This is a genomic window from Exiguobacterium sp. s183 (assembly GCF_018617655.1).
GTDB lineage: Bacteria > Bacillota > Bacilli > Exiguobacteriales > Exiguobacteriaceae > Exiguobacterium > Exiguobacterium aestuarii_A.
This window is the reverse complement of sequence record NZ_JACSKN010000001.1, coordinates 1,010,477-1,035,446: the sequence shown is the minus strand read 5'-3', so window position 1 is coordinate 1,035,446 and position 24,970 is coordinate 1,010,477. Positions and strand designations below refer to the sequence as shown.

General features: G+C 47.2%; 29 protein-coding genes. 22 read left to right on the top strand and 7 right to left on the bottom strand.

Features of this window, described 5'->3' with window-relative positions:
- Nucleotides 1-37 precede the first annotated feature (37 nt).
- A complete protein-coding gene (locus KNP62_RS05500; protein ID WP_214760428.1) occupies nt 38-1,234 on the bottom strand; it encodes a multidrug efflux MFS transporter in 1,197 nt (398 codons plus the stop codon).
- Between the two features lie 100 nt (nt 1,235-1,334).
- On the bottom strand, nt 1,335-1,802 hold the full coding sequence (locus tag KNP62_RS05495; RefSeq protein ID WP_214783965.1) for a hypothetical protein: 468 nt from the start codon (nt 1,800-1,802) through the stop codon (nt 1,335-1,337).
- A gap of 172 nt (nt 1,803-1,974) precedes the next feature.
- Between KNP62_RS05495 and KNP62_RS05490 the strand changes: the two genes are divergently transcribed.
- From KNP62_RS05490 to KNP62_RS05475, 4 genes are all read left to right on the top strand, one after another.
- Nucleotides 1,975-2,253 (top strand): Fpa/YlaN family protein, encoded by a 279-nt coding sequence (locus tag KNP62_RS05490; protein WP_015881276.1) that lies wholly within the window; start codon nt 1,975-1,977, stop codon nt 2,251-2,253.
- 86 nt (nt 2,254-2,339) lie between these two features.
- Nucleotides 2,340-3,575, top strand: coding sequence for an FtsW/RodA/SpoVE family cell cycle protein (locus tag KNP62_RS05485; protein WP_214783962.1), 1,236 nt, complete (start codon nt 2,340-2,342; stop codon nt 3,573-3,575).
- Nucleotides 3,576-3,610: 35 nt separating this feature from the next.
- The gene (locus KNP62_RS05480; RefSeq protein ID WP_214783958.1) at nt 3,611-7,045 is read left to right on the top strand and encodes a pyruvate carboxylase; all 3,435 of its coding nucleotides are present in this window, start codon (nt 3,611-3,613) and stop codon (nt 7,043-7,045) included.
- Nucleotides 7,046-7,098: 53 nt separating this feature from the next.
- Entirely contained in the window at nt 7,099-8,451 is a 1,353-nt protein-coding gene (locus KNP62_RS05475) for a cryptochrome/photolyase family protein (protein ID WP_214783955.1), read from the top strand.
- Nucleotides 8,452-8,485: 34 nt separating this feature from the next.
- Here the strand turns inward: KNP62_RS05475 and KNP62_RS05470 are convergent, their stop codons facing one another.
- The gene (locus tag KNP62_RS05470; protein WP_214783952.1) at nt 8,486-9,391 is read right to left on the bottom strand and encodes a COX15/CtaA family protein; all 906 of its coding nucleotides are present in this window, start codon (nt 9,389-9,391) and stop codon (nt 8,486-8,488) included.
- A 333-nt stretch (nt 9,392-9,724) separates the two neighbouring features.
- On the opposite strand from KNP62_RS05470, the gene cyoE reads away from it, so the two are divergent.
- From cyoE to KNP62_RS05425, 9 genes are all read left to right on the top strand, one after another.
- Complete coding sequence (gene cyoE, locus KNP62_RS05465; protein WP_214783949.1) at nt 9,725-10,651, top strand: heme o synthase; 927 nt, start codon at nt 9,725-9,727, stop codon at nt 10,649-10,651.
- A 97-nt stretch (nt 10,652-10,748) separates the two neighbouring features.
- Nucleotides 10,749-11,726 carry a cytochrome c oxidase subunit II gene (gene coxB / locus KNP62_RS05460; protein WP_074035327.1) on the top strand — a complete coding sequence of 326 codons (978 nt, stop codon included), beginning with the start codon at nt 10,749-10,751 and terminating at the stop codon, nt 11,724-11,726.
- A 38-nt stretch (nt 11,727-11,764) separates the two neighbouring features.
- Nucleotides 11,765-13,633 carry a cytochrome c oxidase subunit I gene (gene ctaD, locus KNP62_RS05455; protein ID WP_214784093.1) on the top strand — a complete coding sequence of 623 codons (1,869 nt, stop codon included), beginning with the start codon at nt 11,765-11,767 and terminating at the stop codon, nt 13,631-13,633.
- Nucleotides 13,634-14,260, top strand: coding sequence for a cytochrome (ubi)quinol oxidase subunit III (locus KNP62_RS05450; RefSeq protein ID WP_015881284.1), 627 nt, complete (start codon nt 13,634-13,636; stop codon nt 14,258-14,260).
- A 1-nt stretch (nt 14,261) separates the two neighbouring features.
- The gene (locus KNP62_RS05445; protein WP_214691743.1) at nt 14,262-14,591 is read left to right on the top strand and encodes a cytochrome C oxidase subunit IV family protein; all 330 of its coding nucleotides are present in this window, start codon (nt 14,262-14,264) and stop codon (nt 14,589-14,591) included.
- Nucleotides 14,592-14,725: 134 nt separating this feature from the next.
- Complete coding sequence (locus KNP62_RS05440) at nt 14,726-15,649, top strand: cytochrome c oxidase assembly protein (RefSeq protein ID WP_214783946.1); 924 nt, start codon at nt 14,726-14,728, stop codon at nt 15,647-15,649.
- Between the two features lie 23 nt (nt 15,650-15,672).
- On the top strand, nt 15,673-16,134 hold the full coding sequence (locus KNP62_RS05435) for a DUF420 domain-containing protein (protein ID WP_214783943.1): 462 nt from the start codon (nt 15,673-15,675) through the stop codon (nt 16,132-16,134).
- A 21-nt stretch (nt 16,135-16,155) separates the two neighbouring features.
- Nucleotides 16,156-16,770, top strand: coding sequence for an SCO family protein (locus KNP62_RS05430; protein WP_214783940.1), 615 nt, complete (start codon nt 16,156-16,158; stop codon nt 16,768-16,770).
- Between the two features lie 5 nt (nt 16,771-16,775).
- Nucleotides 16,776-17,051 carry a hypothetical protein gene (locus tag KNP62_RS05425; RefSeq protein ID WP_074034927.1) on the top strand — a complete coding sequence of 92 codons (276 nt, stop codon included), beginning with the start codon at nt 16,776-16,778 and terminating at the stop codon, nt 17,049-17,051.
- Between the two features lie 56 nt (nt 17,052-17,107).
- Here the strand turns inward: KNP62_RS05425 and KNP62_RS05420 are convergent, their stop codons facing one another.
- From KNP62_RS05420 to KNP62_RS05410, 3 genes are all read right to left on the bottom strand, one after another.
- Nucleotides 17,108-17,461, bottom strand: coding sequence for a hypothetical protein (locus KNP62_RS05420; protein WP_214783937.1), 354 nt, complete (start codon nt 17,459-17,461; stop codon nt 17,108-17,110).
- A gap of 41 nt (nt 17,462-17,502) precedes the next feature.
- Nucleotides 17,503-17,865, bottom strand: coding sequence for a YugN family protein (locus tag KNP62_RS05415; RefSeq protein ID WP_015881291.1), 363 nt, complete (start codon nt 17,863-17,865; stop codon nt 17,503-17,505).
- Nucleotides 17,866-17,969: 104 nt separating this feature from the next.
- Entirely contained in the window at nt 17,970-18,704 is a 735-nt protein-coding gene (locus KNP62_RS05410; RefSeq protein ID WP_251125575.1) for an ATP-grasp domain-containing protein, read from the bottom strand.
- A 153-nt stretch (nt 18,705-18,857) separates the two neighbouring features.
- Between KNP62_RS05410 and KNP62_RS05405 the strand changes: the two genes are divergently transcribed.
- Genes KNP62_RS05405 through KNP62_RS05385 form a run of 5 tightly spaced genes read left to right on the top strand, consistent with a single transcriptional unit; the run spans nt 18,858 to nt 21,653 of the window.
- A complete protein-coding gene (locus KNP62_RS05405; protein WP_015881293.1) occupies nt 18,858-19,307 on the top strand; it encodes a YlbF/YmcA family competence regulator in 450 nt (149 codons plus the stop codon).
- Nucleotides 19,291-19,545 (top strand): YlbG family protein, encoded by a 255-nt coding sequence (locus tag KNP62_RS05400; protein ID WP_143406649.1) that lies wholly within the window; start codon nt 19,291-19,293, stop codon nt 19,543-19,545. Before KNP62_RS05405 ends, KNP62_RS05400 begins: the two co-directional genes overlap by 17 nt.
- 52 nt (nt 19,546-19,597) lie before the next feature.
- The gene (gene rsmD, locus KNP62_RS05395) at nt 19,598-20,164 is read left to right on the top strand and encodes a 16S rRNA (guanine(966)-N(2))-methyltransferase RsmD (RefSeq protein WP_214783932.1); all 567 of its coding nucleotides are present in this window, start codon (nt 19,598-19,600) and stop codon (nt 20,162-20,164) included.
- A 5-nt stretch (nt 20,165-20,169) separates the two neighbouring features.
- A complete protein-coding gene (gene coaD, locus KNP62_RS05390; protein WP_214783929.1) occupies nt 20,170-20,664 on the top strand; it encodes a pantetheine-phosphate adenylyltransferase in 495 nt (164 codons plus the stop codon).
- Entirely contained in the window at nt 20,661-21,653 is a 993-nt protein-coding gene (locus tag KNP62_RS05385; protein WP_214783926.1) for a SepM family pheromone-processing serine protease, read from the top strand. The genes coaD and KNP62_RS05385 overlap by 4 nt, the downstream gene beginning before the upstream one ends.
- Here the strand turns inward: KNP62_RS05385 and KNP62_RS05380 are convergent.
- Nucleotides 21,632-22,762, bottom strand: a complete 1,131-nt coding sequence (locus KNP62_RS05380; protein ID WP_214783923.1) for a tRNA(Met) cytidine acetate ligase — start codon at nt 22,760-22,762, stop codon at nt 21,632-21,634. The two genes, KNP62_RS05385 and KNP62_RS05380, sit on opposite strands and share 22 nt — an antisense overlap.
- A 156-nt stretch (nt 22,763-22,918) precedes the next feature.
- Between KNP62_RS05380 and KNP62_RS05375 the strand changes: the two genes are divergently transcribed.
- The 4 genes from KNP62_RS05375 to KNP62_RS05360 all read left to right on the top strand — a co-directional run bounded on the left by KNP62_RS05375 (nt 22,919) and on the right by KNP62_RS05360 (nt 24,955).
- A complete protein-coding gene (locus KNP62_RS05375) occupies nt 22,919-23,446 on the top strand; it encodes a YceD family protein (RefSeq protein ID WP_074034907.1) in 528 nt (175 codons plus the stop codon).
- A 22-nt stretch (nt 23,447-23,468) separates the two neighbouring features.
- Nucleotides 23,469-23,642 (top strand): 50S ribosomal protein L32, encoded by a 174-nt coding sequence (rpmF, locus tag KNP62_RS05370; protein WP_015881300.1) that lies wholly within the window; start codon nt 23,469-23,471, stop codon nt 23,640-23,642.
- Between the two features lie 120 nt (nt 23,643-23,762).
- Nucleotides 23,763-24,602 (top strand): ketopantoate reductase family protein, encoded by an 840-nt coding sequence (locus KNP62_RS05365; protein WP_214783920.1) that lies wholly within the window; start codon nt 23,763-23,765, stop codon nt 24,600-24,602.
- Entirely contained in the window at nt 24,596-24,955 is a 360-nt protein-coding gene (locus KNP62_RS05360) for a DUF3397 domain-containing protein (protein WP_214783918.1), read from the top strand. Before KNP62_RS05365 ends, KNP62_RS05360 begins: the two co-directional genes overlap by 7 nt.
- Nucleotides 24,956-24,970: the final 15 nt, after the last annotated feature.

Here is a 24,970-nt window from a genome sequence, read left to right as displayed (position 1 = left end):
CGAGATACACAAATAACGCCGAGCTAAGCGCTCGGCGTTATTTTGTATCGAGTTGTAGCGATTGGACGTTCGTCCGTTCTAAAAAGGCGTTCGAGATCATGATCAATCCTGTGACGATGAACAGTGCGGAAAATCCGAAGTGTGCCACGATTTGAGATCCAAATAGCGGTCCGAGTAGATTTCCCATGAACTGAGCGGACTGATTATAGGAAAAGATTCTTCCGGTTGCAGCGGTTGGAGTATGCTGTCTCAGCAACGACTGAACGGATGGCATCAACGCAGCGGTCGCAAATCCAATCCCGAAGCGTAACAGAATGAGTTGAGTCGTCGAGGTGACGAATGCTTGCGGGATTAAGAATAAACTGTAGAGGAGCAGTGCCCAAAATAAGATCCGTTCTGCCCCGTATCGGTCCGATAATCGTCCGAGACGCTGCGCCGAAAAGAGAGCAGCGAGTCCGGGGGCAGATGCGACAATTCCTGCCATGAAGGCAAGTGCGGTCGTATGCGGATTTAATTCACGTACATATAACGTCAAGAGCGGTCCGATGGATTGTGTTGAGAACTGGATGAGGAACGTTGTCACAAACAATCCGACAATCAATTGTGGATGCCGCAGTGAGGCGAAAATGGATTTCACTGAGGCGAGTTCTTCTCGTTTCACTGGGACGAAGTCTTCTTTTACGAACCAGAGCGTAATCAGGAATGTTAGGAAGAGTGCACTTCCGGTAAAGAGAAAAACGGATCGAAGCCCAATCCAGTCTGCAAGAAGTCCGCCGATGAGCGGACCGAGTAGACCACCGGTGATTCCACCAGTCGACAGGGTACCGAGCGCCCAGCCACTTTTCTCTTTTGGGGTTTGGGAAGCGACTAAGGTGATACCGGCTGAGATAAAACCAGAAACGGCACCCATGAGTAAACGCAACCCGACCAGTTGATACACGTCTTGCACAAAACTAATGAGAAACATCACGATGGCCATTCCGAGACTCGCTCGAATGAGCATCAACTTTCTCCCCTTTTGGTCAGCCAGACGCCCCCACATCGGGGAGACAATGGCGGCCACGAGGAACGTCGCGCCAAAGGCGATCGCCGACCACGTGACGACATGGTCAGGGTCCTTTACCCCGAGTTGTTCAATAAACAACGGCAGGAAAGGGAGGACGAGACTCATTGAAGCGGCGGTCAGGAAGCTACCGATCCAAACAACTATTAAATTTCGTTTCCATAAAGGCATCGTAAGCGTCACGACCTTTCTTATTCAATTCGTAGTCAATACACTACATATTACACTTTATGAACTAAAAAGTCCAAAAAATGAGAAGGGAAGTCCCTTCTCATTGATTGCTCAGTACAGTGATGTGATTCACTTGGCGGATGACCTGGTCTTCAAATAATACATAGACCGGTCCGTCAGCGAGTACTTTCCCGTCTTTTGAAAATTGTAAGTACACGCGCGATGCATCGCTAAGCGACAGCGTCAACACCGTTTCTCCGTAAAAACGGACATGCGTGGCCAAATCAACAGGTTCGGCATTGTTCAAAAATGGCGAGAGCGGCATCGCGAACGAATCGCGTAAAGCTGCGTCCTTGTCTTGCCGAGACATCGGTTTATTGTGGTCGATTCTTGTTCCTTGTGATAGACCATCGTCCCATGCTTTCCCCATTTTCGCATAGTAGGCCTCACGGTCATTCTCGGTCACCGAGTCCAATTCTTCAATCTTTCGTTTTCGGTCGTCAAAAATCCATACGGTCGGGTCAATCGTCAAACTGTGACGAACCGCTCCGTCTAGTGGAAAAATCATGCTAACATCCCCCTTTATACACATTACACGTTTCATTATAGCGCTCTTTCTCGTAAAATGGAAAAGAGGAAGAATGTCGCAATCATCTATACTGTACATTGAATTATGATGAAAGATAATGTACAGTTGAGTTATGACAAACAGTCTGTCATCGTACGGAGGAGGGGTCGTAGTGGCGACAAATTTGGCTGCAATCCAACGGGAGCAAGCGCTTCAGTTACTCGAGGCGGATGCTGAAAAAATCCGTTGTCTGATTGAAGTGCAGTTAGAAAACCTAAAAATGCCGAAGTGCCCGCTTTATGAAGAGGTGCTTGATACACATATGTTTGGACTATCGCGCCAAATTGATTTTGCGGTTCGTCTTGGACTCATTTCAGACATTGAAGGTAAAGGACTGCTCGATTCATTGGAACAAAAGTTGTCTGCCTTGGCAGAAGCTTCAGAATTATGAACCTTATACTCAAACTGTGCAAGTGGCGCTGTTTGAGTATTTTTTTATAAAGGTTGTCGGATTGTTTTACATAAGGAAGTGAATACATGAAAACACGGTTTCGGTATTTTGATTTTGCGTTGTTTTTGTCAGTGCTCTTACTCGTCGGGATCAGTTCGATCATGATTTACAGTGCGAGCGTTTGGAATCGTGGGGACTATGCGAATAGCAGCTTGTTCTATCGCCAGCTCGTCTACGTAGGAATCGGGATCTTTGTCTACTTGATCGCGACGCTGTTCCGCTATGAGATGTTTCGGAAGAAAGGCATTCGGCTCAGTCTCTATGCGGTCTCGGTCATCTTGCTATTTGTTACATGGGCGATGCCACCATTAAACGGTGCACGCGCATGGCTCATCATCGGCGGATTCACGATTCAACCGGTCGAGATTGCCAAATTCGTTCTCATCATACTGCTTGCGAACTATTACCACGAGCTATGGAATAATGAGTTAAAAGGACTACCGGGACGTCTCGCTCGGGCTGCCATCGTGAAAAAAGGGTGGCGCGCTCAAATTGGTGCCTTCTTCTTAGTACCGGTTCTCTTTTACTTCTCATTCTACGCCATCGCCATCAATGGGCAACCAGACATGGGGGGATTATTCGTCCTCGGATCAATCATGCTTCTCATGTGGTTCGGAGTCGGGGCGCCACTTCGAATCATGATTCCAGGGATTTTAGCTGGGGTCGGTGCTGTGTTCTTATTGTTCACGACAATCTTCTCAGAGAATCAACGGAGCCGGATTGAGGTCGTGTTCAACCCGTTCATGGACCCAGAAGGTTACGGTCATCAGTTGCTCATGTCGATCATCTCAATCGTACATGGTGGATTGACGGGTGTCGGGCTCGGGAACAGTTTTCAAAAGTATGGGTATTTACCAGAACCTGAAACCGACTATATTATGTCGATCATTGCTGAAGAGTTAGGGTTCTTCGGTGTGCTGACGGTTTTGGTACTGCTCTTCTTCATCGCCTTTCGCGCGATTCATATTGCCAATCATGCAGATAGTCATTTTGCGATGTTCGTCTCGTTTGGCATAGCATCACAAATCATCATTCAAACAGCCATTAATATCGGTGCGATGTCTGGTTGGTTCCCGGGGACTGGGGTGACCTTGCCGCTGGTCAGTTATGGGGGAACATCGCTGATCATGATGATGGGTGTTCTCGGGGTACTTAGTAGTATCTCGATGCGTAACCGTCATCGAGAAGCGACACGACGAGAAGAAATTCGGGTGAAGTCCGAAGAGAACGTTCAACGTTCATCGCTTCATGTGGTCAGGTAAGAAACATTTAAATTTTATCAACGGGGGGATTTCTTTTGAAACCAATTAAAAAGTTACTTGTTGCAAACCGTGGGGAGATTGCCATTCGCGTATTTCGAGCGGCAACTGAGTTAGGCATTCGGACTGTAGCCGTCTATTCGCAAGAAGATAGCGGTTCATTACATCGCTTTAAAGCCGATGAAGCCTACTTGGTAGGACTCGATAAGAAGCCGATTGATGCGTACCTCGATATCGAAGGTGTCATTCGTATCGCCAAGGAGTCAGGTAGTGACGCGATTCACCCGGGATATGGTTTCCTTTCAGAAAACATTGACCTCGCACGACGTTGCCGTGAAGAGGGCATCATCTTTGTCGGTCCACACGAGTCGCACTTGCATGCGTTCGGGGACAAAGTGCGGGCACGTCAGAGTGCGATTGCTGCAGGTCTTCCTGTCATCCCAGGCTCGAACGGTCCGCTCACATCGTATGAAGATGCAGAAGCGTTTGCGAACGAACACGGCTTCCCACTCATGGTCAAAGCATCGATGGGTGGCGGAGGACGCGGGATGCGTGTCATCCGTACAGAAGCGGAAATGAAAGATTTGATTGAACGTGCGAAATCGGAAGCAAAACAAGCATTTGGTTCTGATGAAGTGTACATAGAGAAATTAGTCGAACGTCCGAAGCACATCGAGGTTCAAATTCTCGGAGATGAGCACGGTCACATCGTTCACTTGTTCGAGCGTGACTGTTCAGTGCAGCGCCGACATCAAAAGGTCGTCGAAGTGGCACCGTGTGTGACATTATCCGAAGAATCACGTCAAGCGATTTGTGATGCGGCGGTTCAACTTATGCGTCATGTCGGATACGTCAACGCCGGTACGGTTGAATTTTTAGTGACGGAAGACGAATCATTCTACTTCATCGAAGTAAACCCACGCGTCCAAGTTGAGCATACGATCACAGAGATGGTCACAGGGTTTGATATTGTCCAAACGCAATTGATGATTGCACAGGGAGAATCGCTTCACGGTGATATGATTCAAATGCCGAAGCAAGAGGACATTAAGCTTCTCGGTTATGCGATTCAATCACGCGTCACGTCAGAAGACCCAGGGAACAACTTCATGCCGGATACTGGGAAAATCATGGCATACCGTTCTCCAGGTGGTTTTGGTGTCCGTCTTGACGGCGGAAACGCGTACGTCGGTGCAGAAATTTCACCGTACTACGACTCGCTTCTCGTAAAACTGTCGACACACGGCATGACATTCGAACAAGCCGCCTCGAAAATGGTCCGAAACTTGAACGAGTTCCGGATTCGTGGAATCAAGACGAACATCCCGTTCTTGATTAACGTCATGAAACATCCGAACTTCATCAATGGGGACTACAACACGTCATTCATCGATGAGACGCCAGAACTGTTCGTCTTCCCGAAACGAAAAGACCGTGGGACGAAGTTGTTGAACTATATCGGCGATGTGACAGTGAACGGATTCCCAGGAGTCGGTCTGAAAGACAAACCGATCAGCCGCTCGGTACGTATCCCACAAGACCTACCGACGGAAGCAAAACCGGGAACGAAACAAATCTTGACGGAACTCGGTCCAGACGGCCTGGCTGACTGGATCAAACGTCAACCGGAACTGTTATTGACGGATACGACGATGCGAGATGCGCACCAGTCATTGCTCGCGACGCGCATGCGGACGCAAGACATTCTCAATATCGCAGAGCCGACAAGCAAGTTGATGCCAGAATTGTTCTCTGTCGAAGCGTGGGGTGGGGCGACGTTCGATGTCGCATACCGCTTCTTGTCCGAAGACCCATGGGTACGTCTCATGAAGCTTCGTGAGAAGATGCCGAACGTCTTGATTCAAATGTTACTTCGCGGCGCGAACGCGGTCGGGTATAAAAACTATGCGGACAACGTCATTGAGAAGTTTGTGCATGAAGCGGCGTATGCAGGAGTCGATGTATTCCGAATCTTCGACAGTCTTAACAACTTAGAGTCGATTCAATTGGCAATTGATGCGACGCTACCGACAGGAAAAGTAGCGGAGGCGGCGATTTGTTATACAGGTGACTTGTATGACGGCAACCGGCCGAAATACCATCTTCCGTACTACATTGACCTTGCGAAGAAACTTGAAGCGAGTGGTGCGCATATTCTAGCCATTAAAGATATGGCCGGCTTATTGAAACCGGAATCTGCCTATGCGCTCGTGTCAGCATTGAAGGATGCGGTCGATTTACCGATTCACTTGCATACACACGATGCTTCAGGTAACGGAATCTTCACTTACGCACGTGCGACGGATGCTGGTGTCGATATCGTCGACGTTGCCGCAAGCTCGATGTCAGGGATGACATCGCAACCTTCAGGTGGAAGTTTAGTCTACGCGCTCAACCACCACGAACGACAACCGAAGATTGACCCGAAACAATACGAAGTGATCAGTGATTACTGGCAAGACGTGCGCCACAACTACGAACCGTTCGAAAGTGATATGCGCGCACCGCATCCGTCTGTATACGAACACGAGATGCCAGGTGGTCAATATTCGAACCTTCAGCAACAAGCGAAAGCAGTCGGGCTTGGAGACCGTTGGGGAGAAGTGAAGGCGATGTATGCCCGTGTCAACATGTTGTTCGGTGATATCGTCAAGGTCACCCCTTCTTCGAAAGTCGTCGGTGATATGGCGCTCTTCATGGTGCAGCACAACTTGACAGAAGAGGATGTGATGACGCGTGGCCATCAACTCGATTTCCCAGACTCGGTCGTCGAGATGATGCGCGGCGAGTTAGGTACACCTCCTGGCGGTTTCCCGAAAGATGTCCAACAAGTCATCTTAAAAGGGGAGGAGCCACTGAACGTTCGTCCTGGTAAACTAATCAAGCCATATGACTTTGAATCAGCACGCCAAGAGTTGTTCGAGAAGTTTGAGCGACCGGTCACAGACTTTGAGCTTCTTGCCCACGCGCTCTATCCAAAAGTATACGAAGACTATGTCAAACATACGACGACGTACGGTGACGTATCCGTCCTCGACACGTTGACGTTCTTCTACGGATTAAACGTCGGTGAGACGATTCAAGTGGAAATCGAGACAGGGAAGACGTTGATCATCAAGCTCGTACAAGTGAGTGCGGCAAACGAAGATGGCATTCGTCTCGTCTCTTATGAAATGAACGGCGTACCGCGTGAGATCGAGATTAAAGACGTGAACGTCAAATCAGCGACAACGAGTCGTCCGAAAGTGGATCGTTCGAACCCGAAACAAGTCGGTGCCTCGATGCCGGGCTCTGTTTTGAAAGTGTTGGTCGAACCGGGAAGCCGTGTTCATCGTGGAGAGCAGCTACTCGTCACGGAAGCGATGAAGATGGAAACGACGATTCAGGCAGCACAAGATGGCGAGATCAAAGCCATCCATATTAAAGAAGGCGACACAATACAAAGTGACGACTTGTTGATTGAATTTGTATAATCAAAAGAAGCATAGTTCGCTATGCTTCTTTTTTGTAGATGGGAGTGGGAATGATGAAACGAGTATGTTGGTTTCGATCGGATTTTAGATTGACCGATAATCATATGCTTCACCGGGCGCTGAACGATATGGAAGAGGGGGATGACCTCGCTTTCGTCTTTTGGCTAAACCCGAAATATTGTGACCCGTTCGAAGTCCGTCACGATTATTTCTTCTCGACGATGCGAACGTTTATGGATGATTTGGAAACAAAAGGGTTGGGGCTTCGAGTGCTCGTCGCGGAAACGGAGAAGGATTTCGTGGAACAGCTCGGGGAGATGGATGCTCTATATTTCAATGCGGAGTATGTGGAACCGTTCAAACAGCGAGACGACCGTGTCATCGAGGCACTTGGTGAAGACGTGAAAGTCGTACGACTCCTTGACCGGCATCTGTTTCATCCCGATGCGTTCAGTACGAAGAGTGGAGACCCGTATAAAGTGTTCACGCCGTTCAAAAAAGCGGCTTATGCTGAGCAACCGCCGAAACCGTACGATGTCGATATCAATCGTTTAAGAGATTTCATCAGCTCGAAAAACGAGCAGCCGAGTGAACTGAAAGACTTGTTCAAACGCTGTGAGCGAGAGTGGAAAGGGTTAGGGGAGACCGAGGCGAAGAAACGGTTGACGCGTTTCGTCAATGATCGGATGGTCGATTATGATGAAAAGCGTGACATCCCGAGTATTGCCGGGACGAGCCGATTATCCCCATACTTACGGACCGGTGTATTATCGATTCGTACGATCGCCGAGCAGGTGCTGGCCACCAAAAAATCTAAAGGACGCGACACGTATTACGACGAACTATTGTGGCGCGAATTTTATTATATGGTGATGGCGAAGTTCAAAGGATTGAAAGATCAACCGTTCAATGACAAATACAAATTGCTCGAATGGGAAGATGATGAGGAGCAGTTCGAAAAGTGGTGTAACGGGGAGACGGGTTATCCAATCGTCGATGCGGCGATGCGTCAATTGAACGAGACCGGATGGATGCACAACCGCCTACGCATGATTGTCGCATCTTTCTTGACGAAACACCTTCTTCTAGATTGGCGGAAAGGGGAACGGTATTTTGAACGAAAGTTGATTGATTACGAGCCCTCTTCAAATATCGGGGGTTGGCAATGGGCCGCCTCGGTCGGGACGGACGCGGTTCCGTATTTCCGTATCTTCAATCCGACGACGCAATCTGAACGGTTCGACCCAGATGGGACGTTCATCCGGAAGTATGTGCCGGAGCTGAAACGTGTGACAGATAAATCGATTCATTTTCCGAACCCGTCAGAGCGAGACAATTATGCGATGCCACTCGTCGATCATAAAGAAGCGCGAGAGCGTGCTCTCGAACGATTTAAAGAATTGTAAGTAAAAAAAGCGCCGCGGCGCTTTTTTTACTTACTTATCCGTTCATGTCTTTCAATTGTGAATCACTTTGTCGGTCCGTCGAACGGTACGCGTGGTAAGCGAGATAGGACAGGATGCCGAAGTAACAAGTGATCAAGAATGCATGGAGGAGCGGCACATATGTGGCATGCCCGCCGAGTACGATCCATGCGCCAGTCCCGACTTGAAGAAGAATGAAGAAAAGGGACGCCATCATGCCGCGTTCGATTAATCGATTCATCTCTTTTCGAGCAAGATAGAGGACATACAATGTGTACAAGACAAGTAGTCCAGCCATCACACGGTGACCCATTTGAACATAAGACTCAAACGTCCATACTTCTTGTTCACAAATCGGCCAACCGACACAAGCGTATGTAGCACCGAGGTGACGGACATAGGCTCCTGTATACACGACGATCATCGTGTAAATCGAAAGACCGTAAAGATGAGATCTCAACCGTCTCGATACGACTTTATGCTCTCGGTCACCTTCGAATAATAGAATCGTCAAAATGAGTAGCGATGCAAACGAGACGAGAGAAATCCCGAAGTGAAGGGCCAAGATGGCATCTGATTGTTGCCAAATAACCGCCCCTGCTCCGATGATCGATTGGATGAGCATAAAGATAAATGCAAGAAACGCAAAGATTTTTACATCGACACGATGTTTGACCGCGATGAACGTCCAAATGGCGAGTGCGATGATCAAGAGACCTTCGATTCCCGAGACGACGCGGTGACTGTACTCGATCATCGTCTCAACACTTGGATTGGTCGGAATCAACTTACCGTGACAGAGTGGCCAGTCTGTTCCACAACCATCCCCTGAGTCTGTCTTCGTCACGGTTCCACCCATGATGAGGACAAGCATCATTCCGAGGGTGACAAACCCTGAGAAAAACGCGAGTTTTTTATGCATGCAATACCACCTGCTTCTAATCAAAATCCGTTAAAAATGTACCTTGTTTATTTATATTTTTTTCGCCATACTTATTATACGGCTTTCCGTTCAAAAAACGAAATGGAAAAGCTTGCAATCGTTATCAAAAACGTTATTCTAGTATTAGTAAGGCACATAAGGTGTGACAAATATCACACTATTGACACAAAAAACTCGCTATTTTACAAGCATAAAGGGCGTATTTTATAAAAAAATATGGTATCTTTGTAGAGAGTTAAGTGTATTTTGTTCATATTGTGTTTTTTCTGTGAAGAGAATGCGAGGATTTCGTGATTATGTGGGGGGGTCAGTATGACAAAAGTCAACCCAGGAATGACTGTAGATGTAGAATATACAGAGTCAACGTCATTCCGAGATTACGTCGCCTTAGCGAAAATGGGAATCGTTCGTGCTAACTTGATGTTGGTGTTTGCAGGTTTCTTCGTGGCAGCGACGTATCAGAGCGATACGCCAGTCCTTTATTTGTTTGAAGTTTGGCCACAGCTCTTATTAACGATGTTAGGAAGCGCACTCGTGATTTCGGGGAGTTGTTACCTAAACAACTTTGTGGACCGAGATATCGATTACTTAATGGATCGTACGGACAATCGACCGAGTGTAAACGGCAAGATTTCAGGGGAGAAGATTTTACTCCTCGGATTGACACAACTTGCGTTAGGAACTCTGTTATTGCTCCTTGTATCGTACGTCGCCGCTGTATTCGGTTTAATCGGGGCATTTTTTTATGTCGTGATTTATACGATGTGGCTGAAGCGTACGAGTACGCTCAATACGGTCGTCGGTAGTATTTCGGGAGCCGTTCCACCGCTCATCGGTTGGGCAGCACTTGATCCGAACTTGTATATTGATGCGTGGCTCATGTTTCTTGTCATGTTCTTATGGCAACCACCTCACTTCCTAGCGCTCGCTATGCGACGCACGGAAGAGTATCGAGCGGCAGGCATTCCGATGCTTCCGGTCGTGAACGGATTTGCCATCACAAAACGGCAGATCATCTGGTGGATTGCGACGCTGATTCCGGCATCGCTCTTATTTATGCACTATGGTCTTGTTTACTTGACAGTCGCAGCCGGTTTAGGGGGCTACTGGTTGTATCTCGGATTGAAAGGATTCAATGCCGAGGACGAAATTAAGTGGGCAAACAAAATGTTCTTCTATTCATTAATTTATTTAGTCGTGTGGATTATCGCGCTGATTTTGACAGCAGCAATGGCATAATCGCACTCACTATATAGAAAACCATTACACATCATTTTGGGAGAAAGTGGGGATTGTTGTGAAATCATTTAAGAAGCTTCTGTTTGGCATCGTCCCGATGATGATGTTCGCAGTCCTGTTGTCAGGTTGCGGTCAAGAGGGATTGTCTGCATTGAAGCCGATGGGAGAAGGCGCTGAGCTTCAGCTCCGCATCATTCTCATCAGTTTGGCAATCATGCTCTTCGTACTCATCATCGTATCGGTCATTTACGTGTACGTGCTCATGAAGTTCCGTCGGAAAGATGAATCGATTCCGAAGCAAGTTGAAGGTAGCAGTACACTTGAGATGATTTGGACAGTCGTTCCGATTATCCTTCTCATCATTCTCGCTGTTCCGACAATCACAACGACTGTCGAACTCGCGAAAGCGAAAGAAGCGAAAAAAGAAGAAGAAATCAACGTTACAGCAAACTTGTACTGGTGGGAATTTGAATATCCAGAAGCAGGTGTTGTGACAGGTCAAGAACTCGTCATCCCAGTTGGAAAACGAGTCGGCATCAACTTGACATCAAAAGATGTCATTCACTCATTCTGGGTACCAGCTTTATCTGGTAAAACAGATACGAACCCAGGACTTGATAACGAAATGTGGTTACATGCAAATGAACCAGGTACTTACTACGGGAAATGTGCAGAGCTTTGCGGTCCGTCACATGCCCTTATGGACTTTAAAGTCATCGCGCTCGAGCAAGAAGAATATGATCAATGGCTCGCTGACATGAAAGCCAAGCAAGACGAGAACGGTGAGAAACTCGTCGCAGACAACACGAACTTGACGACAGGTGAAGAAGTGTATGTTCAAAGCTGCTTGAGCTGTCACGGCGGCGGTAAAGTTGCACCAAGTTTAACGAACTTCGGCGATCGCGAATGGCTCGCAGGTTACCTCGAAAACAACGAGGACAACTTGAAAGAGTGGATTCGTAACCCGCAAGATAAGAAACAAGGGGCTCTCATGCCAGGTTTCAATGAAGGTCAAATCAGCAACGAAGAATTAGACGCACTCGTTGACTTCTTGTATGAGCAGAAGATTGACTAACGGGAAAAGGGGGATTTCACGTGGCACAGACCACTGCAATGCAGCAATCGCGTAAATACAATGGCATCATGGATTGGATTACGACGGTTGACCACAAAAAAATCGGTATTTTGTATTTGTTCTCAGGAATCTTCTTCCTCCTTCTCGGTGGAATTGAAGCATTACTGATTCGTTGGCAACTTGTTAAACCAATGAACGATTTCGTCAGCGGTGAAACGTTTAACCAATTAATTACGATGCACGGGACGACGATGATCTTCCTAGCGGCGATGCCGATGCTATTCGGTTTCATGAACGCCGTCGTACCACTTCAAATCGGGGCACGCGACGTTGCGTTCCCATTCATTAACTCATTAGGTTTTTGGTTGTTCTTCTTCGGTGGAGTCATGCTTAACTTGAGCTGGTTCTTCGGAGCAGCACCGAACGCAGGGTGGACAGCTTACGCTCCACTTTCGACACAACCGGAAGCGACAGGAGTAGACTTCTACGCCCTCGGTCTTCAGATTTCAGGTTTCGGTTCATTGATGGCCGGGATTAACTTCCTCGTCACAATCTTGAACATGCGTGCGCCAGGTATGAAGCTCATGCGCATGCCGCTCTTCACATGGACGACTTTCGTTGCATCGGCATTGATCGTCTTCGCATTCCCGCCACTTACGGTCGGATTGTTCATGTTGATGTTCGAACGACTCTTCGGAGCCGCGTACTTTGACCCAGCAATGGGCGGGAACGTTGTCATCTGGGAACACCTTTTCTGGATCTTCGGTCACCCGGAAGTATACATTTTGATCTTACCGGCATTCGGTATTTTCTCGGAAATCATTCCAACATTTGCGCGTAAACGCCTCTTCGGTTACACGACGATGGTCTTTGCAACAATGCTCATCGGTTTCCTTGGATTCATGGTTTGGGTTCACCACATGTTCACAGTCGGTCTGGGTCCAGTTGCGAACTCGATCTTCGCTGTTGCAACGATGGCAATCGCTGTACCGACCGGTGTTAAAATCTTTAACTGGCTCTTCACACTGTGGGGCGGTCAAATTAAATTTAACGTGGCGATGCTTTACTCAGTCGCGTTCATTCCTTCATTCCTCGTTGGTGGGATGACAGGGGTTATGCTTTCAGTCGCACCAGCCGACTACCAGTACCACGACAGCTATTTCGTTGTCGCTCACTTCCACTACGTTATCGTAGGTGGGGTTGTATATGGTCTCTTCGCAGGTCTTTACTACTGGTTCCCACTCATGTTCGGAAAAGCCCTTTCTGAAAAGCTTGGATACTGGCAGTTCTGGTTGTTCTTTATCGGTTTCCACTTGACGTTCTTCCCGCAACATTTCCTCGGATTGTTCGGTATGCCACGTCGAGTCTTCACGTACCTCGGTGGTCAAGGTTGGGATACACTTAACACGCTCTCGACAGCCGGAGCATTCTTCATGGGTGTATCAACGATTATCTTGCTCATCGCTGTCGTGAAAGCCTTCTTGTCAAAAGAACGCGTCAAACCAGACCACTGGGGAGACGGGCGTACGCTTGAGTGGACACTTCCTGTTCCAACTCCAGAGTACAACTTTGCACAAACGCCACTCGTCAAAGGACTTGATACGTTCTGGCTCGAGAAAATGGCAGGTAACAAACGCGTGTCAGTCGCTGAGGAAGTTTCGGACATCCACATGCCGAACAACTCGCTCATTCCGTTCTTCATGTCACTCGGCCTCTTTATCGCAGGACTCGGTGCCATCTTCCAGATGGATAACACAGTCGTCGGTTGGTCATTGATTGGATTTGGATTAGCGATGACGTTCGTCTCGATGTTCCTACGTTCTTGGATTGACGATCACGGCTACTACATTCCGAAGTCACAAGTCGAAGCAGACTTGAAAGCGATTCGTGAGAAAGGAGAACAATAAATGGCACATGCAGTAGAAAAACACCCAGTGACCGGTATCCCGGCCAATCCAGAGAAAGCAACACTGGAAGGGAAAAATAAATATGTGGCCTTCTGGTTCTTCCTTGGTGGAGAGACAGTCCTCTTCGCCTCGCTCTTTGGAACGTACGTTGGTCTCTTGAACTCTGGTGCGCCAGAGGAGTTACGCTCGTATAACATTTTCGAAATGGAGCTCGTCTTCATCATGACGATGCTCCTCCTCACAAGTTCACTGACAAGTGTCCTTGCGATGATGAACATGAAAGCAAACAATCCAGGGCGTATGAAGCTTTGGTTGATTGTGACGCTCCTTCTTGGTGCAGGATTCCTTGGTGCTGAGATTTACGAGTTCATTCACTACTACCACATCGGTCACACGTTCACGTCGAGCGCATTCGGTTCAGCCTTCTACACGTTGGTCGGCTTCCACGGCGCGCACGTTACGTTCGGTCTCCTTTGGATCACGACACTCTTGATTCGCAACTGGAACCGTCCAATCGATGTGTACAACGCTCCGAAGTTTTATGTATCAAGTCTTTACTGGCACTTCATCGATGTTGTTTGGGTCTTCATCTTCTCAATCGTCTACCTCTTAGGGATGGTGAACTAATATGGAAAAACGAGCAATGAACGAATCGCACAAACAATTAGAGCTTGAAGTAAAAGCAGAATCGAAGCGCGAGTATCAACTTCAGTTGATCAGCTTCGCCATGATGATTTTACTCACGTTCGTGGCATTCGGTGCCGTCTATGCGGAACTGATGCCAGTCTGGGCAGCAGGTGGTTTCTTAATCATCTTGGCGGTCATTCAAGTCTTCCTACAGTTGTATATTTTCATGCATATGAATAACCGTGGGAACACATGGATCGTCGGTATGATGTGGTTAGGCATCTTCGTCGCCATCATCACGGTCGCAGCACTACGCTTACTCATTTGGTAATTGTGACAAAGGATTGAACATCTGTGGAAACACGGATGATTCGGTCCTTTTTCCTTTACTTCAAAAATGAATGAATAGTAATCTTGAAGTGAACGGTTTCAAAGGTTAGGGAGAGAAAGAAAAGGGGTGAACGGATGCTCTGGAATACGTCGGAGCTGCTCAATCAATTTGATTGGCTCACGTTATGGAGTCCGCTGTTCGGATTGCTCATGGTCGGGATTTATGTGTTATACGCCGTCGTGACAGAGAGAATGGCGAAGCGAGGATATGCCTCGACCACGTTATTACAAAAGTTTAGTATGTTGTTTGCGATTGTCTTGTATTATATCGGTTTTGGAAGTCCAATCGATGTGTTGGCACATATCATTTTATCGGTGCATATGTTCCAAATGGTGCTCGTCTATATTTTGGCACCTGCACTCGTCGTGTATGGTCTACCGTACTGGGTGTTTGAAAAAGTACTTAGCTTCAAAGTCATCGGATCCATCTTTAAGTTTTTAACAAAGCCACTCATCGCGCTCATTTTATTCAACGCATTATTCTCGATTTATCACATGCCGGTCGTATTTGACTATGTCTTGACGAACTATGGTGTACACCGCATCTTCCACGGTGCATTAGTCGTCTTTAGTTTGACGATGTGGTACCCGGTTATCGTTCCGCTCGTTACAGACGAAGAGGAAGGCATGTCCGACTTAAAGCGAATGGTGTATATCATCGCCAACGGGGTGTTGTTAACACCAGCCTGTGCGCTCATCATCTTCAGTCAAACGACGCTATATAACGCGTATACGGACCCGGAGACGTTCGCTAAGGTACTTGGATACTGTCTACCGAATGGGGACGTGTCGGGGATTAACTTAGAGGCGCTCATGGGAGCGACGAATAGTGCACTCGAAGATCAACGGTTCGGTGGCGTCTTGATGAAACTTGGTCAAGAGATCGTTTACGGCTTCTTCTTCGGCTGGACCTTCTTCGGTTGGGTACGCCGTACGAAATCTCTTGCTCTCGATGAAGGCATGTCTTTCACTCCGCAAGAAACAAATGAGAAAAATTAAACAGAACAAAAGGGGAAACATTGATGAACTATCTTGCCTTAATTAGTGTGACATTCATCGTCATCAGCGCGATTCTTGTCGCTATCGGATGGGTGATTATCGCAAAAGACCGCAGCAACATCGAAAAACATAAGAAAGTGATGACGGCGGCCGCGTTTGCAGCGACGACATTCTTCATTCTTTACGTCTCACGTACCATCTTTGTCGGGAACACGGCATTCGGGGGACCGGATTCTGTCAAACCGTTCTATCTCGGCTTTATGATCTTCCATATCTTGCTCGCGACTACAGGTGGCGTCCTCGGTTTGATCACCTTGTATCTCGGTTATAAAAACAAGATTGAGAAACACCGTAAAATCGGACCGAAAGCATCAGTTGTCTGGTTTTTCACGGCCATTACAGGTGTGACGGTTTATATCCTTCTCTATGTGGCTTATGACCCTGGTGAAACGACGAACGTATTCCGCGCAATAATCGGAGGATGATCCATAGAGAGGGAGAGTTGTATGAAACGGAATAGCTATATGACGGTCGGTTTGACCGTCCTAACGCTTGTTGTCATCGGAGTAGCCGTGTATTTTATATTCTTTAACGAAGATGACTTGCCGGTCATCCAAGAGCCAACTCCGTTCGCATTGACGAACGCATTAAATGATGAGACATACAATTCCGATAATGGAAAAGTAAAAATTGTCACATTCTTTTATACGAACTGTCCTGATATTTGTCCGCTCACGCTACGTGATTTTATGAAGCTTGAGAAAGAGTTGAAGGCAGAGAATCTATATGGTTCAGACGTAGAGCTCGTCGCCATCACGGTCGACCCGAAAGTGGACACGGTCCCCGTACTCAAAAACTATGGGGAAGCGTTCCAGGCGGAGCCAACCGGATGGAAGATGTTGACGGGAGACCAGGTCGACATCGATCGAATCACACGACAGCTACAATTTTATTATTCGAAGGCGAACAGCGGGCTTGTGACGCATGCGACGACGATGTACGTCATCGACCGTCATCATGATGTTCGTGCCGTCGCTCAGATGGCGACAGCAGGGGATGAACCCGTTGATATCGAATCTATCATGGAGGACGTTAAAGTACTCGCGAATGAAAAGGAGTGATCACCATGAACGATACGATGGCTGTGATTGGGAATGACTATTCATACGGAGACGTGACGATTGCAGAACGGGCGATTGAAGATTTAATCGCATGTAGCGCCATTGAGTTCGGCTTAAAAGAAGTGAAAGTCGTATCTCAATCGAAAGACCATTATGATTATCGAATCATTGCATCTTTACCACTCGTCGAGGCGGAGCGATTGTATCGCTACGTTCGAGACCAATTTGATTTATTGCTCGGTCAGGTCGATGTGACGTTGACCATCATTGCGACCAACTAATATAAGCCCACAGAAGCGAATTTGCTTCTGTGGGCTTTGTTTTATCATCGTATTTTTTAGTGAGCTTGATAAAGGATTAATATCATATTTTTTTGTGGGTCATGAAAAAGTTCTGCGAAGAAGCAATATCCATTTTCAAAGTCATCTAAATCTGCTTCATTGGAAAGTACGATATGTGTCCTGAATGACTCGTTCCATTGAGTTCGGATATCACTCATTGCTTGAGGCTCTAATAGATCACTATCTTTCATTTGATAAGTTGAGATATAAAGAGTCTGTATTTGATCAGAAAAAATCATTTGTTCCAATTCATGAATTGAATCAGGAAGATGAATCATTTTTAACTGGATGCGTGATGCTTCGGTGCATAACCGGTTACTCTCTTTTTCAAGATAGATTGAATTTTTCAAGGCTCTGAACCTCCGATATAGCCCAAAAAAAACCCCTTCGCTTATGCAAGGGGTTTGACTTCTAGTGTTTCTGCGAGTGCCTTTAAGCGACGTTCGCAGTCGCGGACGATTTCTTCTGGAAAGACTTCATCGTATTCAACACCGTGTGGATAATAATGCTTCCCTAAAATTGGTGTAAGCATTTTAACAACAGCGTGACGATCCTCGATTTGACCTTCAATGGCGTATACAGGTAAGCGAAGATAGAATGTTTCGCCCGTCGATTGTTTCTCATATTTCATATCATACGTGGCACGCTCATAATCCCAAGCACCTTCACGGATGAAATGATGATGATCCATGATCGTCTCGAGCAAACCAAAACGGATTTCTTTTCCCTCGATGTGGAACTGCTCAAATTTCATCATAATCCCCCTTTTCGAATAAACCTCATATGTCATCATACCATATTCAAAAACGTTCTTGGAATAACGTGTGTTCAAATTGTGAAAAAAAGATGAACGATTGATCAGCTTAATGTAGATAAATATTCCTCGATTTTTTGAGGGAGTTTTACCCCGAGTGGGAGCAGTCCTTCCGAACCGAAAAAGACGTTGAACTCCAAAATATAGAATCCTTCTTCCGTCACGATAACGTCAAACGCCGCGTGATTGATGTGCAACGTATTCGCAATCGATTGAACTTCTTGGACGACGTCTTCCGGAATGTCTTCGTACGAGAAGTTAGCTCCTTGGGCGACGTTGTTCAAAAACGCCTCACTGACGCGCCAATACGCACCGACGACTTCTTCACCAATGATGATGACTCGTAAATCACGATCATTTGGGATGAACTCTTGGACATAGAACGTATCATGGTTCTCGACATACTCTAACCAGTCTTGGTCGTTCTTAATCAACCATACCCCTTGTCCCATCGAGGATTTGGCTTTTTTGGCAACGAACGGATAGTGGAACTCTTCCAACACGCGTTCAATCGTGTATGGATTTTTTCCGTAGATGAGCGTCTTCGGAATACGGTGAGGGTAAGTCGCTTTAAAGGCACGTGTCATCTCGATTTTGTCGTGCCCGAGATGATATGTGGCCGGAGACGGGAAAATGGCTTTGTTCATTCCGTAAATGATGGAATTGACCATCCAGTACTCGGGGAACAAAACGAGGTCAGCTTCGCGTACTTTATCGAGTTGATCATAATAATATTCAGGCTTCGCATAATCCGTCTTGATTCCGGCTGATCGAATCATATTAAAAGAAACTTTTTTCATATACAGACGCACTGGGTACGTCTATTCACTTCCTTTCTACATTGAACGCCTTGCGGTCAACTTCAATTATAGTGTGGATTGCTTACATAGGGAAACAATTGTGGTAAAATCATGGCAGAAAGGGTGAGGGGTATGATAATCACTGAACAGACGATTGCCCTGCTCGATCAAACTGAAGAATTGACCGATTTGATTGAAGCAAGCGAATCGTTTCAAACATATATTCAAACGAAAGCGGCACGTCTCGCATCACAAGAAGCGAAGGAAATCGAGCGCGAGTTCCTAAAGATGAAAGAAGACTATGAGTACGTCCAGCGGTTCGGGAAGCACCATCCGGACCACGACCGCATCAAAAAAGAGATGCATCTCATCAAACGTCGTCTTGACGTTCAGCCGGAAATCGCTGCGTTCAAAAAAGCGGAACGAAGCTTGGATAAGTTGTTAGGGGAAGTGAGTGAACTATTAGCTCATTCAGTCTCTCCTAAAATCAAGGTCCCGACTGGTAATCCATTCTTTGACGAAGGTGGATGTTCCGGTGGTGGCAGTTGCGGAGGAGGCGGAAGTTGTGGATGCGCCGTCTAAGTTGAATGAACGGATCGGTTTCGTCGTATACGTGAATTCCTTGAAACAAGTGAAAGCGTTAAGACGTTATGCAAATCTGTACTTTGTCTCAAAACGAGAGAAGTATGCGTTTCTTTATACAGACCTCGAAGGTCATGAAGCTGTACTCGAACAAGTAAAGGCATTGCCGTTCGTGGAAGCGGTCGTTCGGAGCGAGCGTCCATTCATTTCCGAAACGTACGAGACAAAATCGAAATAAACAAAAAGATGAAGGTGGCATCACCTTCATCTTTTCTGCTGGAGGGAAAGACATGCGTGTCATATCTGGAGAACGAAAAGGGACCCGTTTAAAGGCGGTCCCTGGAACGGCTACGCGGCCGACAACAGATAAAGTAAAGGAATCATTATTCAACATCATCGGGCCCTATTTTTCTGGTGGGAAAGCGTTAGACCTCTATGCGGGCAGTGGTGGACTTGGCATTGAGGCGTTGTCGAGAGGGTGTGACGAAGCGGTGTTTGTCGACCGTCAACCGAAAGCCGTGCAAACGATTCAAGAAAACTTGCGGGCGACCCATTATGAAAACAAGGCGAACGTGTATCGCCAAGACGCCAAGACGGTACTCGAGCAACTTCGTGCACAGAAGGAACAGTTTAAGCTGATCTTTATGGATCCCCCGTATCATGCGGAAGAGCACGAGAATTTCTTACGACTGATTGATGAATCTGACATGTTGATCGATGTTGGCGTCATCGTCTGTGAACACGGGAGCGACGTGACATTACCGGAACGTATCGGACGACTTGAACGAATTAAAGAACAGCGATACTCAGAGGTGATCACAATCAGCTTTTATGAGTATGCATCGATTGAGGAGTGAAACAAATGAAGCGGATTGCGATTTGCCCGGGGAGCTTTGACCCGATCACAAATGGACATTTAGACATTATCGAACGAGCGGCGGCCATCTTTGACGAAGTCATTGTCGCCGTCCTTGAAAATTCCAGCAAGGCCCCACTATTTGATGTGGAAGAACGATTAGGACTCATCCGAGAGGTGACGACACATCTTCCAAACGTGTCGGCTGACGCGTTCGGTGGACTTCTCGTCGAGTACGCTGCGGAGCGAGAAGCGGCAACAATTGTGCGTGGATTACGAGCCGTATCTGATTTTGAATATGAACTTCAAATCGCATCAATCAACAAGAAATTGAATGAGAACGTAGAAACCTTATTCATGATGACGAACAGTCAATACTCATTCCTCAGTTCGTCCATCGTGAAAGAAGTAGCGAAATATGGCGCATCAGTCAGTGAACTCGTACCAGAGCAAGTCGAAGTCGCGTTACGTAAAAAGTATCAAGTGAGTTCGGGACAATGAAATCACTAAAAATCGGGCTTGGTCTGCTCGTCACAGTTCTTCTATTTCTCTTCGTTCCGCTCCCTTATTACATCTCATCACCTGGTGCGGCGACGTCGATTGAAGAATTCCTGACCGTCGAAGGTGGCGAAAAGGATAAAGGGGAACTGATGATGGTGACCATCTCGCAACGGAGAGCGACACCGTTTTGGTTAGTAGAGAGTTGGGTCACACCGTTCACAGAAGCCAATTTATCTAGTCGTTATTTATACGATGGAGAAAGTGAGGCGGACTACGACAGACGTCAACAACTCTTGATGGACTCCTCTCAACAAGCGGCAATCCAATATGCATATGAGCTCGCTGACGAAGAAGTGGCGGTCGATTTTGAAGGAATTTACGTCTCTGCGCCGATTCCGGGCTCTCTCGCCGCCAACACCTTAAAGCCGGGCGATGTCATTACCGCAATCGACGGCATGTCATTTGCGACACGTATGGACTTTTTAAATCGGGTGATGGAATCGGATGCTGGTGATGAAGTCGAGTTGACGATTGAGCGAGACGGGGAGGAACGTGTCGTGCAGACGCTCATTCAACCGATTGACCAAAGTGGTGACCGTGTCGGGATTGGTATTTATGAGCCACTTCCTGTCCAGGAGATCACAGCAGATCCTAAAGTCGATGTCGCTTTGACGAATGTCGGGGGACCGTCCGCAGGATTGATGTTCACGTTAGAAATTTATGATCAGCTGACGCCGGGCGATTTGGCGAACGGAAAGCGAATCGCCGGCACGGGAACCGTCGATGAGGAAGGAAATGTCGGACCAATCGGAGGCGCGTGGCAAAAGATTGTCGCAGCGGACGAGGAAGGGGCCGAAGTCTTTTTCGTCCCGGCCGGTTCCAATTATGAGGAAGCGCTTGAATCGCGCGACCGTCTCGACAGTGACATAGAAGTCGTCCCTGTCAAGACGGTCGAAGATGCAATCCGTTATTTAGAAGAGATGAACTGAGGTCGCTGGCGGTGTTCGATCAATGCGTCGTTATGAAGCGGCAGTCGATACGCCTCGGTGACACGCGCTTCAAAATCGAGCCGTTCATCGTATTTACTGAGGAGCGGCAACTCTTGTTTCACATCACGTAACGCCAAGCGACCGATGTCGTTAAACGCGAGCGGTCTCACATAAGGGACATCGTCAAAACGTGTCGGTGCTTCTTCTTTTAACCAGTGCAGAAGAACGGACACGAACGCCCGTTGAATTGATGTGCGTGTATAGCGACGTGTCGAAACGGATGTGAGGGCTTGTTCAAACGACGTTTCGGATCCAGCTCGTTTCAGGCGAGGTGCGAGGGAAGTGTCAATGCCGACGAGCTCAGTCAATGTGTGAAGCGGTAGCGTCCTAAGTTTGTATTGTAAGACGGGCCAATACACTTCCCAATGCGTCATCGATTGCGACTGGAACATCGCTTCTGTCGATGCCGGGACGGCAAGAACTTCACCGGTGTCTAGGTAATGGGCTCGAATGCCGGTGGCCGACATGACATCCGTGATTGAGATGTCGTGATAATCTGCCCCGAGACGCTTTACGGTATGTAATTGAATCTTCTTCGCCGCTTTAGCGTAATGATACGCCAAAATATTATTAGGGCGTGTCAAATCAAACGACGGATAGACAGTGCGGAAAGCCCGACTCGAAGCTTGCGCCGACGAATGACCTTCTTGTAGCGCTTGATGGAGTGCCTCTTTATATAGAAATGTCTCTTCAACATTTGACTGCGCTGCATGAAGAATGGCGTCGACATCACCGCTTTCGCTTCCGAAAGATAGCGTTTGGCATCGGAGTTGTTCGGCGATTGAGACGGCTGACATGGCGAAGCGGTCCGCCCGTTGTACTCCATACTTGGTCGGTAGTTCGACGACGAGATCGATTGCCCCGCTCTCGACGGCCGCTCTTGCTCGTTTCCACTTATCGAATGAGGCTGGTTCTCCTCGTTGTGTGAACTGGGCACTCATGATGGCAATCATGGCATCAGCCCCGGTTTCTTGACGTGCGGTTTGCGCTTGATAATAGTGCCCGTTGTGAAACGGATTGTACTCTGCGATAATGGCCGTCTTTTGCATGATTTACTCCTTTGCATTGTCGTATGGATTGGTGTAAGATGAGTAAGTACGCTTTGGCAAAGCGCCGTCGTCAACTGATTTTAGTGTAAAGAAAAAACATTGACAAAACAAGTTGGCCTATCTATAATTCATATTGTTGCAATTGAGGTGATTCGGATGAAATGGTCTATTGCACAGCTACTTAAGCTCCGAAACCAGGGTGACGGTTTTACGATCGATGAGATGGTAGAACTACCAGAGCTGACTCAGCTCCATCCGGATATCCGTTCGATTCGCCCGGTGCATGTGCACGGGGATGCATCGTTCACATCTAATCAAGTTACATTCAATCTGAAGATTCAAGGTGATTTGACGTTGCCAGATGCGCGAACGTTAGAAGATGTCACTTATGAATTTGATATTGAATCGCTCGAGCCTTTCTTTTTGGAGAATGGGCGTTATACGGAGCAATTCGATGACGTGAATTTGCCAGAAGGAAATACAATCAGTCTTGTACCGATTGTAAAAGAGCTCATCATGTTAGACGTCCCGATGCAAGTTTATGGGAACGAAACAGACAAAACTCAGGTTGAAGGAGAAGGCTGGACGCTTACTGACGAACAGCCGGACGCTCAACCAAAAATTGACCCGCGATTCGCGGGACTGGCCGACCTGTTCTCGAAAAAAGAGAACGAGGAAGGTTAACTTTTCAAGGAGGTGGACAACGATGGCAGTACCATTCCGTAGAACGTCGAAAACTCGCAAACGTCTTCGTCGTACTCACTTCAAACTCAACGTACCTGGTATGAACGAGTGCCCGAACTGTGGCGAAATGAAACTTTCACACCGTGTTTGCAAATCTTGCGGACATTACAACGGTAAAGAAGTAACAAGCAAATAATGCGAGAAGAAGTGATCTGATATCAGGTCACTTCTTTTTTGTTTGTCATTTTTGGGTCATGGCGAGAAGATGTGGTAAACTTTTTGTGCGAAAATAGTTCTATTCAGGAGGAAAGCATGTATGAACTCCATTAAACGGATTGGCATCATCGGGAACGGGGCGGTCGGACTATTGATGGCATCCTTGCTCGCTGATGATTATGAGGTGACGGTATACGGACGAAGCGGATCATCTGAAAAGATTGTAATCACACGGACGGGTGTGACGAGTGGTACAGCACATGTATCGCTACAATCTAGCGCCACATTAGAAGAGACTGACCAAGATCTCTTTTTTGTCACGACGAAAGCTCACCAAGTCGAACAGGCGACGGCACGACTCTCTGGAGCGGTTCCGGTCTTCATTTGCTCGAACGGCATTGCCCATCTAGATTATGCGGAACAACGTGGTTTTCATATAGGTGTCGTTGAACACGGGGTGACGAAACAAGAAAACACCATCGAGCATCGTGGACTTGGGCGTATTCGAATCGGGAGCATGACAGGTCTCCTTCCAATCACACTTCAAGATAGTCCCCTTCAGGTCATCTGGGAAGAAGACATCGAACAAGTCGTGATCGAAAAGCTCTTTGCGAATGCCATCATCAATCCCATTACAGCACTATGCCGTGTTCCGAATGGGTCGCTCGCGAACGATCCATATCGTGAGATTGCGCATTCCATCTACGAAGAACTAACGCCGTTATTTTCAAGGCGTGTCTCGTATGCTTATATCGAGTCGATCATCGAACGCACTGCCGAGAATCGTTCTTCCATGTTGCGTGATCTTGAAGAAGGACGACCGACAGAAGTGGATGCGATTCTAAAACCAGTGATTGAGAAAGCCGAACAAATGAAGATTTCACTTACAGTCATCCCACTGCTGCATAAACTGATTATAGGAGCGAGCGCATCGTGTTAGTGTATATCGTTTCATTTCCACTCATCTTATGGTTTATGGTGTATATGATACTTAGAAAAATTATGCCGAAATCAATCAACTCATTCAAACTCGCCTGCGATGCCGGGGTCGTACTCTGGTTCTATGCATGCGGCGTTTTACTTGAGGCCATCTTCGGGACGGAAGTGTTTCTTCTATTGCTTGCGGTGTGTTGCGCCATCTTTCCGATCAATGCGATCTGGCAGCGGATTCGTTATGAGGAAGTGTTGTTCACAAAGATGTTCGTCCACGGCTGGCGTTTGCTCTTTTTACTCCTAGTCCCGACGCATGCGATTTTATTTGCGATCGGCGTGGCCCAAGAAATGATTCGTTGATTGATTGAAAGGAAG

Excerpts from the sequence above, each read along its gene's own strand:
- KNP62_RS05500 (WP_214760428.1), bottom strand. The coding sequence starts at position 1,234 with ATGCCTTTATGGAAACGAAATTTAATAGTTGTTTGGATCGGTAGCTTC.
- KNP62_RS05495 (WP_214783965.1), bottom strand. The coding sequence starts at position 1,802 with ATGATTTTTCCACTAGACGGAGCGGTTCGTCACAGTTTGACGATTGAC.
- KNP62_RS05485 (WP_214783962.1), top strand. The coding sequence starts at position 2,340 with ATGAAAACACGGTTTCGGTATTTTGATTTTGCGTTGTTTTTGTCAGTG.
- KNP62_RS05475 (WP_214783955.1), top strand. The coding sequence starts at position 7,099 with ATGAAACGAGTATGTTGGTTTCGATCGGATTTTAGATTGACCGATAAT.
- KNP62_RS05470 (WP_214783952.1), bottom strand. The coding sequence starts at position 9,391 with ATGCATAAAAAACTCGCGTTTTTCTCAGGGTTTGTCACCCTCGGAATG.
- cyoE (WP_214783949.1), top strand. The coding sequence starts at position 9,725 with ATGACAAAAGTCAACCCAGGAATGACTGTAGATGTAGAATATACAGAG.
- coxB (WP_074035327.1), top strand. The coding sequence starts at position 10,749 with ATGATGATGTTCGCAGTCCTGTTGTCAGGTTGCGGTCAAGAGGGATTG.
- ctaD (WP_214784093.1), top strand. The coding sequence starts at position 11,765 with ATGCAGCAATCGCGTAAATACAATGGCATCATGGATTGGATTACGACG.
- KNP62_RS05450 (WP_015881284.1), top strand. The coding sequence starts at position 13,634 with ATGGCACATGCAGTAGAAAAACACCCAGTGACCGGTATCCCGGCCAAT.
- KNP62_RS05445 (WP_214691743.1), top strand. The coding sequence starts at position 14,262 with ATGGAAAAACGAGCAATGAACGAATCGCACAAACAATTAGAGCTTGAA.
- KNP62_RS05440 (WP_214783946.1), top strand. The coding sequence starts at position 14,726 with ATGCTCTGGAATACGTCGGAGCTGCTCAATCAATTTGATTGGCTCACG.
- KNP62_RS05435 (WP_214783943.1), top strand. The coding sequence starts at position 15,673 with ATGAACTATCTTGCCTTAATTAGTGTGACATTCATCGTCATCAGCGCG.
- KNP62_RS05430 (WP_214783940.1), top strand. The coding sequence starts at position 16,156 with ATGAAACGGAATAGCTATATGACGGTCGGTTTGACCGTCCTAACGCTT.
- KNP62_RS05425 (WP_074034927.1), top strand. The coding sequence starts at position 16,776 with ATGAACGATACGATGGCTGTGATTGGGAATGACTATTCATACGGAGAC.
- KNP62_RS05415 (WP_015881291.1), bottom strand. The coding sequence starts at position 17,865 with ATGAAATTTGAGCAGTTCCACATCGAGGGAAAAGAAATCCGTTTTGGT.
- KNP62_RS05410 (WP_251125575.1), bottom strand. The coding sequence starts at position 18,704 with ATGATTCGATCAGCCGGAATCAAGACGGATTATGCGAAGCCTGAATAT.
- KNP62_RS05405 (WP_015881293.1), top strand. The coding sequence starts at position 18,858 with ATGATAATCACTGAACAGACGATTGCCCTGCTCGATCAAACTGAAGAA.
- rsmD (WP_214783932.1), top strand. The coding sequence starts at position 19,598 with ATGCGTGTCATATCTGGAGAACGAAAAGGGACCCGTTTAAAGGCGGTC.
- coaD (WP_214783929.1), top strand. The coding sequence starts at position 20,170 with ATGAAGCGGATTGCGATTTGCCCGGGGAGCTTTGACCCGATCACAAAT.
- KNP62_RS05385 (WP_214783926.1), top strand. The coding sequence starts at position 20,661 with ATGAAATCACTAAAAATCGGGCTTGGTCTGCTCGTCACAGTTCTTCTA.
- KNP62_RS05380 (WP_214783923.1), bottom strand. The coding sequence starts at position 22,762 with ATGCAAAAGACGGCCATTATCGCAGAGTACAATCCGTTTCACAACGGG.
- KNP62_RS05375 (WP_074034907.1), top strand. The coding sequence starts at position 22,919 with ATGAAATGGTCTATTGCACAGCTACTTAAGCTCCGAAACCAGGGTGAC.
- rpmF (WP_015881300.1), top strand. The coding sequence starts at position 23,469 with ATGGCAGTACCATTCCGTAGAACGTCGAAAACTCGCAAACGTCTTCGT.
- KNP62_RS05365 (WP_214783920.1), top strand. The coding sequence starts at position 23,763 with ATGAACTCCATTAAACGGATTGGCATCATCGGGAACGGGGCGGTCGGA.